The following is a 13,364-nucleotide window of genomic DNA, read 5'->3' as shown; positions in this document are numbered from 1 at the left end:
TCAGATCGCCAGCGCCTCGGTGCCGGCCTCGGTCTCGATCCGCCCGGCGCGCAGCCGCACGGTGCGGTCGCAGCTCGCGGCGAGCGAGAGATCATGGGTGACCAGCACGAGGGTGGCGCCACGCTCGCGCCGGAGCGCGAAGATCAGGTCGACGATCGAGCGGCCGGTGCTCTCGTCGAGATTGCCGGTCGGCTCGTCGGCGACGAGGATCGCCGGATCGGGCGCCACCGCGCGGGCGATGGCGACGCGCTGCTGCTCGCCGCCGGAGAGCTGGGCCGGGTAATGGTCCATGCGCTCGCCGAGGCCGACATTGCGCAGTTCAGCGGCGGCGCGCTCGAAGGCATTGTCCGCGCCAGCGAGTTCCAGCGGCAGCGCGACGTTCTCGCGGGCCGTCATCGTCGGCACGAGGTGAAAGGACTGGAAGACGATGCCGATATGCCGGCCGCGGAAGAGGGCGAGCGCGTCCTCACCGAGCGCGCCGAGATTCTGGCCGGCGACCTTGACCACGCCGGAATCGGGCCGCTCCAGCCCGGCCATGGTCATCAGCAGCGTCGACTTGCCGGAGCCGGAGGGGCCGACGAGGCCGGTGGCCTGTCCCTGCGGGATAGCCAGCGAGACGCCCTTGAGGATATGGACGCGGGCGGCGCCGCGCCCCAGACTGAGCTCGACATCGCTCAGCTCGATCACCGCCGGAGTTCCTTCGCTCACCGCCATGTTTCCGCTTTCATCCCATCCGATGCCGCCGCTTCGACCGTCATTCCGAGCCGAAGGGACCAGAACCGCCATGCGTCGCGCCGCCAACCGATATGGGCGCTTGCCGTCACGAATCCAGCAGTCGCCGCGCATTTGGGCGGCGCTGCTGCTCGTCTTCGCCAGCCTGGGTTCTTTTTTGATGAACAGCACAACTCACGCCCAGACCAAGCCTCTCAAGCTGGTGGCGCTCGGCGACAGTTTGAGCGCCGGCTATAACCTGCCCGGCAGCGCCGCCTTCCCGACGGTGTTGGAGAAGATGCTGCGCGACAAGGGAATTCCGGTCGAGATCGCCAATGCCGGCGTCTCCGGCGACACCTCGCAGGGCGGGCTGGAGCGGCTCGACTGGTCGGTGCCCGACGGGACCGACGGCGTCATCCTCGAACTCGGTGCCAACGATGCCCTGCGCGGCGTCGATCCGGCGCTGACGGAAAAGTCGCTTGACGCGATCGTGACCGGGCTGAAGACGCGCGGCATCCCCGTCCTGCTCGCCGGCATGTATGCGCCGCGCAGCAACGGCCCGGACTTTGTCGCCCGCTTCGACGCGATCTATCCCAAGCTCGCCGAGAAACATGGGATCATCCTCTATCCCTTCTTTCTGGACGGGATCGCCGGGGACCGGGTATTGAACCAGCCCGACATGCTGCATCCGACGGCTGAAGGCGTGCGCGTCATCGCGCAGCGCATCCTGCCCACGGTGGAGCGGTTCCTCGCCTCCCTGCGCCCGCGCTCCTGAGCAAGGGCGCATCCTGCCATCACCCTCGTCATGCGCGGCGCACTTCCGGTGCGTCCGCCATCGGAGCGTTTCGCCATGGAATACCGTCGTCTCGGCCGCACCGACCTCAACGTCCCGGCGATCTGCCTGGGCACGATGACCTTCGGCCAGCAGAACACCGAGGCCGAGGGCCATGCGCAGATGGACTATGCGCTCGACCAGGGCGTGAATTTTTTCGACACGGCCGAGCTCTACTCGATTCCGCCGAAGCCCGAGACGCAAGGCGCGACCGAGACGATCATCGGCAGCTGGTTCAAGGCGCGCGGCAATCGCGACAAGGTGATCCTGGCCTCCAAGATCGTCGGCCGCTCGACCAATGACTGGTTTCGCGACGACAAGGGCCCGACCCGGGTCAACCGCCGGCAGGTCGAGGAAGCCGTCGACAAGAGCCTGAAGCGGCTGCAGACCGACTATATCGACCTCTACCAGATCCATTTCCCCGACCGGCCGATGCAATGGGGCTCGAACCCGACGCGCTTCAACCAGGCCGCGTTCACGAAAGCCGAGGACGAGACGCCGTTCGCCGAGCAGCTCGACGCCTTCGCGGCCATGGTCAAGGCCGGCAAGATCCGCCATCTCGGCCTCTCCAATGAGAGCGCCTGGGGCACGATGAGCTTCCTCGCCGCGGCGAAGGATGGCGATCGGCCCCGTGTCCAGTCGATCCAGAACGCCTACAACCTGCTGAACCGCACCTTCGAGACGGCGCTGGCCGAAATCGCCATGCGTGAGCAGGTCGGGCTGCTCGCCTATTCGCCGCTGGGCCAGGGCTATCTCTCCGGCAAATACCTCGACGGGGCCCGGCCAGCGGGCGCGCGCACGACTCTGTTCGACCGGGCTCAGCGCTACCAGACGGCGGGCTCGGAGCTGGCGATCAAGGCCTATATCGCGCTCGCCGAAGAGGCCGGGCTCGATCCCGTGCAGATGGCGCTCGCCTTCGTGACCTCGCGCTGCTTCGTCACCTCGAACATCATCGGGGCGACCAGCATGGAGCAGCTCAGGACGGCGATCGGCTCCGCTTCGGTGACGATCTCACCGGAACTGGAGGCGAAGATCGACGCGATCCATCAGCGGGTCGGCAACCCCTGTCCATGACGGGAAAGCAGAGCCGGCTTGTGAACCGCGGCTGACGATGCGAGGCTGCCGTCTCGCCAGAGTCACAAATGCTTGGCACTGATTCGTCATGCCTAGGCTGTTCACCGCGCTAGAGATTCCCGCCGAGGTCGCCTCGGCCCTGACGCTGCATCGCGGCGGATTGGTCGGCGCCCGCTGGATCGAGCCCGCCGACTACCACATCACCCTGCGCTTCCTGGGGGATGTCGACCGGCGCCTGGCCCATGACGTCGACAGCTTCCTCAACGATCTCGGCGGCGAGCCGCTGACGATCACGCTCGACCAGCTCGGCAGCTTCGGCGGCGACAGGCCGCGCGCGGTTTTCGCCCGAGTTCAGCCCTCGCCGAAGCTGAATGAGCTACAGGCAGAGCTGGAGCGATTGATGCGGCGACTCGGCCTGCCGCCGGAGTCGCGCAAGTTCACGCCGCATGTGACGCTGGCGCGCTTGCGGGACGTCTCGCCGGCCGATGTCGCGCATTACCTTGCCTTGCATCCGATCGTGCGGCCGATCAGCTTCACGGCGCGACGCCTGGCGCTGATGTCGTCGCGCGATTCGATCGGTGGCGGCCCCTATGTGCTGGAGGCGGCCTATCCGCTCGGCCTGCACTATCCGAACCGCCCACTCGGCGCGCTTTCGCAGCGGAGGTGAGCATGGGACATGACCGCCCGAAGCGCCTGAGCCCCGAGGCCCGCCAGGAGGCGTTGTCGGTCCTGAGTGGCTGGACGCTGGTCGAGGGCCGCGAGGCGATGAGCAAACGCTTCGTCTTCCGCGACTTCAACGAGGCCTTCGGCTGGATGAGCCGGGTGGCGCTGCTCGCCGAGAAGCTCGACCATCACCCGGAATGGTCGAATGTCTACAAGACCGTCGTGGTGACGCTGTCGACCCATGATGCCGGCGGCCTGACCGAGCTCGACGTCAGGCTGGCGCGCGCCATGGATGCGATGGCGAGCTAGGAACTAGCCGCGGGACCCTGCGAAGCGTTGCACCCAGCCTGCCGGCAGGCGCTTGACGATCGCCTTCAGCGTCGGCCGCAGCTGTGGCAGCGCGAGGTCGCAGGCGAGCTGCCCGCGCCAGCTCAACGGCACCGTGAAGTCGCGGACCGGGACGGCTCCGTCGGCGTGTTCGCGCTTGTAGGGATCGGCGGGCGCCAGCAAATCGAAGATCGCGTTGCCGCGCGCCCTGGCGCTGGCGAAGGCGTGGTGAATCAGCACCCGTCCCAGACCCTCGCGCTCGAAAGTGGGATCGCTGGCGATGACATGGCCGAAGCTGCGGCCCTTGCAATCGAAGGACAGATCGATCCCGACCGGGCGGGCGTCGCAGGTGACGACCGAGAGACGCAGGCCCGTCTCGTCATCCGGGTCGGCCGCAAGCGCGGCGAAGAAGCGAGCGAAGCGCGGGTCCGCCACGGCCGGCGCGAGAACGCCGTGCTGGACGAGCGCCTCGCGTTTCATGGCGACGGCTCGCTCGGCCAGCGCGCGCGCTTCCTCGCTTGGCGAAATGCTGGTGAAGGCGACCTCGCCGCGCTCGGCGAGCCGGCGCAGCCGGCGCCGATAGCCGGACCGGTCGCGCGGAGGATAGGCGTGGCTCGGTCCGTCCGGGGCTACCCGCAAGGCGAGATCGGCGAAGGGCGCTTCCTGGCTCACCACCGGAGCGGCCAGGCTGAGCCTGCTGCAGTGGCCGAGCGCCCCGTCGGCACGAACCAGGCGCAATTCGACCAGGTCGATGCCGTGCCGGCGCAGTGCTTCCCAGCCGCGTTCCAGCCAGTGCTCGCGTCGCGGGCCGGGCTCGACCAGGATATCGCCGAACTGGGCCACCGGCGCGCCCATCAGGCGCACCAGCTCGAGACCGAGGCGGCGCCGGCGCTCAAGCGGCCAGAGCATGACCAGGCGGCCGGACTCGCGGCCCACGACCAGGCAGAGGCGATCGCCGGCAGGCAGGTAGTGATCGCACCAGTGCCGCAGGAAGGCATGGCGCTGGAAGAGCTGCTGCGGCAGGCCGGCGCGGGCGAAAAGCGCGTCCCATTCGGGCTTCAGCGTGAGGAAGGCATCGCGGCTGGTCAGGATCTCGACGGAGAAGCCCGGTGCTACCTCGCTGCCGGGCGAGGGCGATCCTGCCGTATCCTTGCGCATGGACTTGGCCGGCATGCTCAACCCTGGCCGCGCAGATGGTCGATCAGGCGCCTGGCCCCGGCGAGGCGGAACTTCGCGAGATAGGGCGCGAGCAGCAGCGGATGCCGGGCGGCGAAGGGCGCGTCATGCTCGACCATGTGGCGGATGGCGAGGACCGGCAGCGGCGCCCGCAAGGGCCGGAAATCCTTGTTCCACAGGCCGGGCGCGTCGGAGGCCGCGTACATCAGCCCGATCATCCGGCCGCGTGCGAGCGAATAGAATTTATGCCGCTTCTGGACGCGTTGCAGCATGGCGACGCCGTGCGCGTCGGCGCAGTTCGGGAAGCCGATGATGACGGTGCGGAAATGCACCATGCCGGGCTTGCAGGGAATGGCGTCGAGCGCACCGAAGCTGCCGCGGATCAGCGAGAACGCGCGCTCCTCCTGATCGGGGCCGGCGGTGCAGATGGCGAGCCGCGCCGTGTCGATGCGTGCAGCCTGGCGGGTGAAGGGGCAGACTGCGCCGGTGCGGCCGAGATCGGGATGCTCGCGCATCAGATAGCTCTCGACCCAGCCCAGCAGCGTGGCGAGCGAAGCATTCGTTCCCGGGTCGGCGGCGATGTCGGCGCGCGCCTGCGCGAAGGTCAGCAGCGCATCGCGCGCTTCCGCCGTTCTCGCCACCTTGTCCAGCATGAGAAACCCCGTGGGCCAGCGCAACCGGGGATAGCAGCCGCGCCTTAGGGAATGGTTGACGAGGTCTTGTCGCAGATAGGGGCGGCGTTAGGGTTTAGGAAAGCTTGTCGTCCCCGGTCCAGCCGCAGGCCGCGAGCGCCGCTTGCATATGCACCGGTGGTGGGGCGGAAACTGTCACCGGCTCGCGCTTTGGATTGAGCGGAATCGCGATGCTCTGCGCGTGAAGGTGCAGGCCCGGGCCTGCGTCGCGTGGCGCCGAGCCGTAGATTTCGTCGCCCAGGATCGGCCCGAAACTCGCAGCGCAATGCACGCGCAACTGGTGCGTGCGGCCGGTCAGCGGTTCGAGCGCCAGCCAGGCAAGCCGGGTCCCGTCGCGCACGCCGCGGCCGAGTACGCGGTAGCGTGTCTGCGAGGGCAGGCCATCCGGGTCCGGTTTCATCCACCAGCCACGCTCGGGCGAGCGTTTCGACAGGGCCAAATCGATCAATCCCGCGTCCTCGGCGGGGGCGCCTTCGACAACCGCCCAGTAGGTTTTCTCGATGCGGCCATCGCGAAAGAGCTGGTTGAGCTGCGCCATGGCGCGGGGATGGCGGCCGAGCACGAGGCAGCCGGAGGTGTCCTTGTCGAGGCGGTGCGCAGCCTCCGGCCGGCGCGGCAGGCCGAAGCGCAGTGCATCGAGATGATCGGTCAGCACCGGGATGATGCGGCCTTTCGCCGCCGGGCCGCGATGGACGGGAAGTCCCGCCGGCTTGTCGATGACCAGCATCATCGCGTCGCGATGCAAAAGCGCGAAGGGCAGATCGTCCTGCGAAAGGGCTGGTCGCTCGGGGCTCATCATGGCATTGCGCTAAACAAGGCCGCGAGGCCATGCAACCCGAAGCTCGCCGCTCGCAGCGGCAGGACGCGCGATGAGCGAGACCGAACCGAAAAAACGCGGCTTCTTCTCGAAGCTGTTCGGCCTGGACCAGCCGGAGCCGCCACGGCCGCCGGAACCGGCGCCCGCTCCCCTGCCCGAGCCGCCAGTCGAACCCGTCGCCGAGATCGTGCCTCGGCCCGAGCCGGAAGCACCAGCCGCGCCCGAGTTTCTGGTCGACGAGGCGGCGCCGCTGCCGGTCGCACCGCCAGAGCCGCAACCGCAAACGCAGCCCGAGCCGGTCCAGCCTAAGCGCAGCTGGTGGCGCCGGCTGCGCGATGGCCTGTCACGCACCTCCTCGGCGCTGACGACCGGGATCAGCGACCTCTTCACCAAGCGCAAGCTCGATGCCGGAACACTGGAGGATCTGGAGGACATCCTGATCCAGGCCGATCTTGGCCTCGCGACCTCGGCCCGCATCGCCAAGGCGGTCGGCGAGGGCCGCTATGACAAGCAGATCGAGCCGGAGGAGGTGAAGGCGATCCTGGCGCGCGAGGTCGAGGCGATCCTGACTCCGGTCGCCACCCCGCTTGCGATCGATGCCACCAAAAAGCCGTTCGTGATCCTGATGGTCGGCGTCAACGGCTCGGGCAAGACGACCACGATCGGCAAGCTTGCGGCGAAGTTCCGGGCCGAGGGCAAGTCTGTGATGCTGGCGGCCGGCGATACTTTCCGCGCTGCGGCGATCGAGCAGCTCAAGGTCTGGGGCGAGCGGACGGGCGCTGAAGTCGTGTCCGGTCAGCAGGGCGCCGATGCGGCCGGGCTGGCCTTCGAGGCGCTGCAGAAGGCGAAGGCCAATGGCACTGACGTGCTGCTGATCGACACGGCCGGGCGGCTGCAGAACAAGACGGGGCTGATGGACGAACTGGCCAAGGTGGTGCGGGTGATCCGCAAGCTCGACCCGCAGACGCCGCATGCGGCGCTGCTCGTGCTCGACGCCACCGTTGGCCAGAATGCGGTCAGCCAGGTCGAGGCCTTCCGCGAGACCGCCGGCGTCACAGGCCTGGTGATGACCAAGCTCGACGGCACGGCGCGCGGCGGTATCCTCGTCGCGCTCGCGGCACAGTTCGGCCTGCCCGTGCATTTCATTGGCGTCGGCGAGAGCGTCGACGACCTCGAACCATTCTCGGCGCGTGATTTCGCCCGCGCCGTGGCAGGGCTGGGAGAAGCGGCATGAGCGAGACGGCGGCGAGCCCGAACGGGGCGAAACCGATCAATCCGCTGCTGAAGCTCGCGCTCGAATTCGGGCCGCTGGCGATCTTCTTCTTCGTCAATTCCTATGGCGATCGCTGGTTCGGCGTCGCCGAGGACCGGCGCATTTTCGTCGCCACCGGCGTCTTCATAGCGGCTTCGCTGATCGCGCTGGCGTTGTCGAAGATCGTGATGAACCACCTGCCGCGCATGGCGATCGTCAATGCCGTGGTGGTGACGGTGTTCGGCGGGCTGACGCTGGCACTCGACGACGCCTTCTTCATCAAGGTCAAGCCGACGATCGTGAACACGCTGTTCGGCTGCATCCTGCTCGGCGGGCTCTATTTCGGCCGCTCGCTGCTGGCGCTGGTGCTCGACAGCGTGCTGCAGCTCGACGAGGAGGGCTGGCGCAGGCTGACCCTGCGCTGGGGCCTGTTCTTCTTCGTGCTGGCGGCGCTGAACGAGGTCGTCTGGCGCACCCAGACGCAGGATTTCTGGGTCGCCTTCAAGGTCTGGGGCGTGATGCCGCTGACCATGATCTTCGCGCTCGCCCAAACGCCATTGATCCTCAAGCACGAGATCAAGCGCGAGGGGGCGGAGTAGAGCTTCCGCGCTGTCATTCCGGGGCCTCGCGGAGCGAGGAACCCGGAATCCACGACTGGCTTCTGCGCTGTCGATCTCGCGATGAAGGGTTCGCCCGGTCGTGGGTTCCGGGTTCGCCGCTATGCGGCGCCCCGGAATGACAGACGAGGAGCGGCCCTATTTCGGCGCGAGGCGGATGGCCCCGTCCAAGCGGATGGCGGTGCCGTTCAGCATGTCGTTCTCGACGATGCTCTTGACCAGCGCGGCATATTCCGAGGCTCGGCCGAGGCGCGAGGGGTGCGGCACCGAGATGGCGAGCGAGGCGCGGGCCTCGTCCGGCAGGCCGGCGAACATCGGCGTCTCGAACAGGCCCGGCATGATCGTGACGATGCGGATGCCGACCCCGGCGAGGTCGCGGGCGACCGGCAGGGTCAGGCCGACGACGCCGGCCTTGGAGGCGGCATAGGCGGCCTGGCCGATCTGGCCGTCCTCGGCGGCGACGGAAGCCGTGCAGACGAAGACGCCGCGGCCGCCATCCTCGGTGATCGGATCGAGCGCCGCGAGCGCCACCGCCGATTTGGCGATCAGGCGGAAGGTGCCGGTCAGGTTGATCGCGACAGCCTTCTCGAAGGTGGCGAGGTCATGGGCGACGAGCTCGCCGGTGTCGCGCTTCTTCGAGACGACACGGCGGCCCGGCGCGATGCCGGCGCAGTTGACGACGATGCGGGCGACGCCATGGGCGGCGCGGGCCTTCTGCAGGGCGGCGTCGACGGACTCTTCACTGGTGACGTCGCAGGCGCAGAACAGACCGCCGATCTCCTTGGCGATGGCTTCGCCGCGCTCGGCGTTGAGGTCGAACAGCGCGACCTTGACGCCATGGCCGGCGAGCATGCGCGCCGTGCCCTCGCCGAGGCCGGAAGCGCCGCCGGTGACGATGGCGGCGATGGAGGAGTCGAGTTTCATGGCGTCCCTCGCGTCTTTTGACATTGCTGCATGGGCTTTAGAGCCGTGATGCTCCGCATCCAAGAGGGTTCGACGTGCGATTCTGAGTCGATCCCTTGTGCAGCCCTTCATGCGGGGCCACATTTTTGCGTCGACGGGGGCTGACGGATTGGCCGCCCAGGGAGACAGGGATGAGCGACAGCTTCGGCTTCGGACAGCGCTTCACCGCCGAGGAGATGGCGGCGATCCGCAAGAGCCTGCGCGATGAGGCACGTTTCGGCTCCGAGTTCATCGGCCGCCTGAAGCGCGTGGCGAAGCGCATCCCCTTCGCCGAGGACCTGCTCGCCGCCTGGGTTTGCACGCGCGATCCCTCGACGCCGCGGCGCGTCAAGCTGACGCTGCTGGCGGCGCTCGGCTATTTCGTGCTGCCGCTCGATGCGATCCCCGATGTGATGCCGCTGCTCGGCTTCACCGACGATGCCGCGGTGATCGCCGCGGCGCTCGCCGCCGTCGCCGGCTCGATCACGCCGCAGCACCGCCAGAAGGCCAAGGAGATGCTGGCCGATCTCTGATCGGCCAGCATCGGACCGAAAAGTGGAATCCACTTTTCGGAGAATCCGGTGCTATGAAAATAGATAGATCACCGTTTTCGCGCCCGAGAGGACGCGCGGTGATCTATGGAACCAGCACGACCTTGCCCTGGACCTTGCGCTCGGCGATCAGCGCGAGCGCTTCCGCTGCACGTTCCAGCGGGAAGGCGCCATGCACATGGGCGCGGATTTTCCCGGCGGCGGCCCAGGCGAGCAGTCGCTCCATATTGGCGCGGTGGCCGGCCGGATCGCGCCGGACGAAATCGCCCCAGAACACGCCGCGCAGGTCGCAACCTTTCAGCAGCAGGAGGTTGAGCGGGATCTTCGGGATCTCGCCACCGGCAAAGCCGACGACGAGATAGCGCCCGCCCCAGCCCATTGACCGAAGCGCTGGCTCGGCGAGTTCGCCCCCGACCGTGTCGTAGAGCGCGCCGAGGCCATCGGGAGCCAGGCGCCGCAGGCCGGCCCGGAGATCGTCGGCGGCGTAATCAATCCCGTCCTGTGCGCCATGCTCGCGGGCGAGCGTGAGCTTGTCCGGCGAGGAGGCGCAGGCGATCACTCTTGCGCCGAGCAGGGCGCCGATCTCGACTGCGGCAAGTCCCGCACCGCCGGCGGCGCCGAGGATGGCGAGCGTCTCGCCCGGCCTGATCTCGCCGCGCTGGATCAGTCCGTGCATCGCCGTGCCATAGGTGACGAACAGGCCGGCGGCCTGGTGATCGCTCAGCTTGTCGGGAATCGGGATTGCCGCCTCGGTGGGAACCACGACGGTCTCGCGGGCGGCGCCATGACCGAGCCAGGCGGCGACGCGTTCGCCGACCTGCCAATCCGTGACACCGTCGCCGACGGCGCTGACCACGCCGGCGCATTCGGCCGAGGGCGAGAAGGGCAGCGGCGGCTTCACCTGGTAGCGGCCCTGGATCACCAGAGTGTCGAAGAAGTTGAGCGCCGCGGCCCTGACCCGGATCGCGATCTCGCCGGGCCCGGGCTTCGGCTCGGGCAGGTCGCGGATCATGAGATTCTCGGCCGGCCCGAGGGCTTCGCAGAGCAGCGCCTTCATCGATCCTCCATCCCGCCCGGCCGGTTCCCTCGCATCTGCACAAGGCTGGCACAGCTCGAGGCCGAACGGAACCGGGCGCGGGCTTGCCCTAAACTATTGAAGGAGAAGGCGTCATCCGGTCGACGCCCCGGCAGCGGGCGTTCGCATTTTCGCCAGGATCGTGACATTCTATCCGTCGCGCTGCGTTAATCCGGATCGCCGATCCCGCGCATTCTCCATTCGGCGTTAACGTTTTTGTTGGTTACTGGCGATCCATGATTCGCATTTCGGCTTCCTCTTCCGCCCGCTTCCCGCTCCTGGCCGCCGCCCTGCTCGGCCTGGCGGCCCTGACTTTTGCGGCCGCCCCGGCGCAGGCCCAGCGCGCCGGCAGCAAGCCGGCGCCGGCCAAGACCGCCGCGGCCGGCGGGCAGGGTCAGGCGCTGCTGCTCGAAAGCGCGGGCAAATGGCAGGCCTTCTCCTCGCAGCAGGGCCGCTCCAAGATCTGCTACGCCTTGTCCAAGGCCGAGAGCCGCACGCCTGCCAATCTCAAGGATGTCGAGGGCCTGCTGTTCATCTCCAGCCGCCCGGGCGAAGGCGTGCGCAACGAGATCAGCCTCGTGATGAATTTCGACCTCAAGGAAGATGTCGAGCATCACGCGATCATCGGCGCTGAACGCTTCGCGCTGGTCGCCAAGGGCCAGAATGTCTGGCTGAAGAACCCGGCCGAGGAAGGCCGCATGCTCGATGCGCTGCGCAAAGGGGCGGGCCTCGAGATCAAGGGCACCTCGAAGCGCGGCAACGCGACCAGCGACAAGTATTCGCTCGCCGGCATCTCGCAGATCGTCAAGCGGGCCGAGGAGGCCTGTAAATAGGCCGATTTCGCGATAGGCCGCTCTCGTGCTATGAGGCGGCCAATTCCGGGCTGACAGCCCGTTGCGAGCCGAGTTCCGATGAATCTCTCTGTTACCGAAGCCGCCTCTCCGGCGGCTGAATCCGTTGTGCGACGGCCCTCGCTGGCCGGGCGCACGCGCGCCGGCCTCGATGCGGCCCTGGCCGAGATCGGCGTTCCCGAGAAGGAGCGGCGCATGCGCGTCGGCCAGCTCTGGAACTGGATCTACCATTACGGCGTCCGCGACTTCCAGGAGATGACGACGATCGGCAAGGGCCTGCGCGCGCAGCTCGCCGAGCATTTCACGCTCGACCTGCCGGAGGTCACTGCCGAGCAGGTCTCCAGCGACGGCACCCGCAAGTGGCTGCTGCGCATGGCGCCGACCGGTCCGCGCGATCGCGGCGCCGAGATCGAGTGCGTCTATATCCCCGAGGTCGATCGCGGCACGCTTTGCGTCTCCAGCCAAGTCGGCTGCACGCTGACCTGCACCTTCTGCCATACCGGAACGCAGCGGCTCGTCCGCAACCTGACGACCGAGGAGATCGTCACGCAGCTGATGGTGGCGCGCGACCGGCTCGGCGATTTCCCCAACCGTAGCGCGCCGGACGGCGCCTTCGTTCCCAATGATGGCGGGCGCTTCGTCTCGAACATCGTTTTCATGGGCATGGGCGAGCCGCTCTATAATTTCGACGGCGTGCGCGATGCGATCGGCGTGATCACCGACGATCAGGGCCTGTCGCTCGGCCGCCGGCGCATCACCGTCTCGACCTCGGGCGTCGTGCCGCAGATCGGCCCGCTCGGCGACGAGATGGGTACGATGCTGGCGATCTCGCTGCATGCGGTGCGCGACGATCTGCGCAACGAGCTGGTGCCGCTCAACAAGAAGTACCCGATCAAGGACCTGCTCGACGCCTGCCGGAACTATCCGGGGTTATCGAACGCGAAACGCATCACGTTTGAATACGTCATGCTCAAGGGCGTCAACGACAGCGATGCCGAGGCGCGCGAGCTGGTGCGCCTGCTCAAGGGCATCCCGGCCAAGATCAACCTGATCCCGTTCAATCCCTGGCCCGGCACGAAATACGAGTGCTCGGACTGGGAGCGGATCGAGCGCTTCTCCGAGATCGTCTTCAAGGCCGGCTATGCCTCGCCGGTGCGCACGCCGCGCGGGCGCGACATCCTCGCCGCCTGCGGCCAGCTCAAGAGCGAGACCGAGAAGCTCTCGGCCCGGGCCCGGCTGATGCTGGAGCAGGGCGAAGTCGACGCCGCGGCAGCTACGCACTGACATGCTGCGCTGGCTGCTCCTGATCCCGTTCGCGCTGCTGTTTGCTGTTGGCTCCGGCCTGGTCGCGCTGATGATCGCTGGCGTCGCCTCGCCCGATCTCGGCCTGCTGATCGGCGGTGGCTTCGATCGCCTGCTCTCGGCGCTGTTCGACCAGGCCGAACGCGGCTTCGATCCCGGCCCGACGGCGGAAGCGGCGTTTTCCCTGCTCGGCCGGCTCGGCTTCGCCATCCTGGTGCTGCCGGTGGTGCTGGTCGCGATCGCGTCCGAGCTCTTCCGCTTCCGCAGCGGTCTGATCCAGAGCGGCGTCACCGGCCTTCTGGCCGCGATCCTGCCGCTCGCCATGCTCGGCATGGCCAGGGCGCCGAGCGCCGGCGAGATGCAGGTCGTGTCGGCGCTCTTCCTGGTCGGTGCCGCGACCGGCTTCGTCTACTGGCTGATCGCCGGGCGTGGGGCGGGTGGCGAAAAGGCCGACCGCCCCAACAGGCCGCTGCAAGGCTAAA

Annotated in this window: 16 protein-coding genes; 10 read left to right on the top strand and 6 right to left on the bottom strand. The window is 68.0% G+C overall.

From position 1 onward, the window contains the following. Window positions 1-708, bottom strand: a complete 708-nt coding sequence (locus VGV58_RS01425) for an ABC transporter ATP-binding protein (RefSeq protein WP_326872177.1) — start codon at window positions 706-708, stop codon at window positions 1-3. Window positions 709-784: 76 nt separating this feature from the next. Here VGV58_RS01425 and VGV58_RS01420 point away from each other — a divergent pair, with 76 nt between their 5' ends. The 4 genes from VGV58_RS01420 (at window position 785) to VGV58_RS01405 (ending at window position 3,589) form a co-directional block, all read left to right on the top strand. Continuing rightward, complete coding sequence (locus tag VGV58_RS01420; protein WP_414643833.1) at window positions 785-1,486, top strand: arylesterase; 702 nt, start codon at window positions 785-787, stop codon at window positions 1,484-1,486. A 75-nt stretch (window positions 1,487-1,561) separates the two neighbouring features. Next, window positions 1,562-2,617 carry an aldo/keto reductase gene (locus tag VGV58_RS01415; RefSeq protein WP_326872176.1) on the top strand — a complete coding sequence of 352 codons (1,056 nt, stop codon included), beginning with the start codon at window positions 1,562-1,564 and terminating at the stop codon, window positions 2,615-2,617. Window positions 2,618-2,705: 88 nt separating this feature from the next. Beyond that, window positions 2,706-3,284 (top strand): RNA 2',3'-cyclic phosphodiesterase, encoded by a 579-nt coding sequence (gene thpR / locus VGV58_RS01410; protein ID WP_326872175.1) that lies wholly within the window; start codon window positions 2,706-2,708, stop codon window positions 3,282-3,284. 2 nt (window positions 3,285-3,286) lie between these two features. Then, window positions 3,287-3,589, top strand: coding sequence for a 4a-hydroxytetrahydrobiopterin dehydratase (locus tag VGV58_RS01405; protein WP_326872174.1), 303 nt, complete (start codon window positions 3,287-3,289; stop codon window positions 3,587-3,589). 3 nt (window positions 3,590-3,592) lie between these two features. On the opposite strand, the gene VGV58_RS01400 is transcribed toward VGV58_RS01405, so the two are convergent. From VGV58_RS01400 to VGV58_RS01390, 3 genes are all read right to left on the bottom strand, one after another. Beyond that, complete coding sequence (locus VGV58_RS01400) at window positions 3,593-4,780, bottom strand: GNAT family N-acetyltransferase (RefSeq protein ID WP_326872173.1); 1,188 nt, start codon at window positions 4,778-4,780, stop codon at window positions 3,593-3,595. A gap of 2 nt (window positions 4,781-4,782) precedes the next feature. Beyond that, entirely contained in the window at window positions 4,783-5,436 is a 654-nt protein-coding gene (locus VGV58_RS01395) for a DUF6875 domain-containing protein (protein ID WP_326872172.1), read from the bottom strand. Between the two features lie 94 nt (window positions 5,437-5,530). Next, window positions 5,531-6,274: an RluA family pseudouridine synthase gene (locus VGV58_RS01390; protein ID WP_326872171.1), complete on the bottom strand. Its 744-nt coding sequence runs from the start codon at window positions 6,272-6,274 to the stop codon at window positions 5,531-5,533. Between the two features lie 70 nt (window positions 6,275-6,344). Between VGV58_RS01390 and ftsY the strand changes: the two genes are divergently transcribed. Together ftsY and VGV58_RS01380 are read left to right on the top strand one after the other, a co-directional pair. After that, window positions 6,345-7,526, top strand: coding sequence for a signal recognition particle-docking protein FtsY (ftsY, locus tag VGV58_RS01385; protein ID WP_326872170.1), 1,182 nt, complete (start codon window positions 6,345-6,347; stop codon window positions 7,524-7,526). Further along, window positions 7,523-8,143 carry a septation protein A gene (locus VGV58_RS01380; RefSeq protein ID WP_326872169.1) on the top strand — a complete coding sequence of 207 codons (621 nt, stop codon included), beginning with the start codon at window positions 7,523-7,525 and terminating at the stop codon, window positions 8,141-8,143. The genes ftsY and VGV58_RS01380 overlap by 4 nt, the downstream gene beginning before the upstream one ends. 156 nt (window positions 8,144-8,299) lie before the next feature. Here the strand turns inward: VGV58_RS01380 and VGV58_RS01375 are convergent, their stop codons facing one another. After that, window positions 8,300-9,085: an SDR family NAD(P)-dependent oxidoreductase gene (locus VGV58_RS01375; RefSeq protein WP_326872168.1), complete on the bottom strand. Its 786-nt coding sequence runs from the start codon at window positions 9,083-9,085 to the stop codon at window positions 8,300-8,302. Window positions 9,086-9,255: 170 nt separating this feature from the next. On the opposite strand from VGV58_RS01375, the gene VGV58_RS01370 reads away from it, so the two are divergent. After that, window positions 9,256-9,636: a YkvA family protein gene (locus VGV58_RS01370; protein WP_326872167.1), complete on the top strand. Its 381-nt coding sequence runs from the start codon at window positions 9,256-9,258 to the stop codon at window positions 9,634-9,636. Window positions 9,637-9,739: 103 nt separating this feature from the next. On the opposite strand, the gene VGV58_RS01365 is transcribed toward VGV58_RS01370, so the two are convergent. Next, window positions 9,740-10,711: an NADPH:quinone oxidoreductase family protein gene (locus tag VGV58_RS01365; RefSeq protein WP_326872166.1), complete on the bottom strand. Its 972-nt coding sequence runs from the start codon at window positions 10,709-10,711 to the stop codon at window positions 9,740-9,742. A 254-nt stretch (window positions 10,712-10,965) separates the two neighbouring features. On the opposite strand from VGV58_RS01365, the gene VGV58_RS01360 reads away from it, so the two are divergent. The 3 genes from VGV58_RS01360 (at window position 10,966) to VGV58_RS01350 (ending at window position 13,363) form a co-directional block, all read left to right on the top strand. Further along, complete coding sequence (locus tag VGV58_RS01360) at window positions 10,966-11,562, top strand: hypothetical protein (RefSeq protein WP_326872165.1); 597 nt, start codon at window positions 10,966-10,968, stop codon at window positions 11,560-11,562. A gap of 78 nt (window positions 11,563-11,640) precedes the next feature. Further along, a complete protein-coding gene (rlmN, locus tag VGV58_RS01355; RefSeq protein ID WP_326872164.1) occupies window positions 11,641-12,864 on the top strand; it encodes a dual-specificity RNA methyltransferase RlmN in 1,224 nt (407 codons plus the stop codon). 1 nt (window position 12,865) lies between these two features. Next, window positions 12,866-13,363 (top strand): hypothetical protein, encoded by a 498-nt coding sequence (locus VGV58_RS01350; protein ID WP_326872163.1) that lies wholly within the window; start codon window positions 12,866-12,868, stop codon window positions 13,361-13,363. The last annotated feature ends 1 nt before the right edge of the window (window position 13,364 follow it).

The organism is Allobosea sp. (assembly GCF_035944895.1).
In the GTDB taxonomy this organism is placed as follows: Bacteria; Pseudomonadota; Alphaproteobacteria; order Rhizobiales; family Beijerinckiaceae; genus Allobosea.
Note: the sequence above shows the minus strand (reverse complement) of the source record. Positions and strands in the feature narration are given on the sequence as shown.

Coding starts and splice junctions, on each gene's coding strand:
- ftsY (WP_326872170.1), top strand. CDS start 6,345: ATGAGCGAGACCGAACCGAAAAAACGCGGCTTCTTCTCGAAGCTGTTC.
- VGV58_RS01400 (WP_326872173.1), bottom strand. CDS start 4,780: ATGCCGGCCAAGTCCATGCGCAAGGATACGGCAGGATCGCCCTCGCCC.
- rlmN (WP_326872164.1), top strand. CDS start 11,641: ATGAATCTCTCTGTTACCGAAGCCGCCTCTCCGGCGGCTGAATCCGTT.
- VGV58_RS01390 (WP_326872171.1), bottom strand. CDS start 6,274: ATGATGAGCCCCGAGCGACCAGCCCTTTCGCAGGACGATCTGCCCTTC.
- VGV58_RS01380 (WP_326872169.1), top strand. CDS start 7,523: ATGAGCGAGACGGCGGCGAGCCCGAACGGGGCGAAACCGATCAATCCG.
- VGV58_RS01350 (WP_326872163.1), top strand. CDS start 12,866: ATGCTGCGCTGGCTGCTCCTGATCCCGTTCGCGCTGCTGTTTGCTGTT.
- thpR (WP_326872175.1), top strand. CDS start 2,706: ATGCCTAGGCTGTTCACCGCGCTAGAGATTCCCGCCGAGGTCGCCTCG.
- VGV58_RS01405 (WP_326872174.1), top strand. CDS start 3,287: ATGGGACATGACCGCCCGAAGCGCCTGAGCCCCGAGGCCCGCCAGGAG.
- VGV58_RS01420 (WP_414643833.1), top strand. CDS start 785: ATGCGTCGCGCCGCCAACCGATATGGGCGCTTGCCGTCACGAATCCAG.
- VGV58_RS01375 (WP_326872168.1), bottom strand. CDS start 9,085: ATGAAACTCGACTCCTCCATCGCCGCCATCGTCACCGGCGGCGCTTCC.
- VGV58_RS01360 (WP_326872165.1), top strand. CDS start 10,966: ATGATTCGCATTTCGGCTTCCTCTTCCGCCCGCTTCCCGCTCCTGGCC.
- VGV58_RS01415 (WP_326872176.1), top strand. CDS start 1,562: ATGGAATACCGTCGTCTCGGCCGCACCGACCTCAACGTCCCGGCGATC.
- VGV58_RS01365 (WP_326872166.1), bottom strand. CDS start 10,711: ATGAAGGCGCTGCTCTGCGAAGCCCTCGGGCCGGCCGAGAATCTCATG.
- VGV58_RS01370 (WP_326872167.1), top strand. CDS start 9,256: ATGAGCGACAGCTTCGGCTTCGGACAGCGCTTCACCGCCGAGGAGATG.
- VGV58_RS01395 (WP_326872172.1), bottom strand. CDS start 5,436: ATGCTGGACAAGGTGGCGAGAACGGCGGAAGCGCGCGATGCGCTGCTG.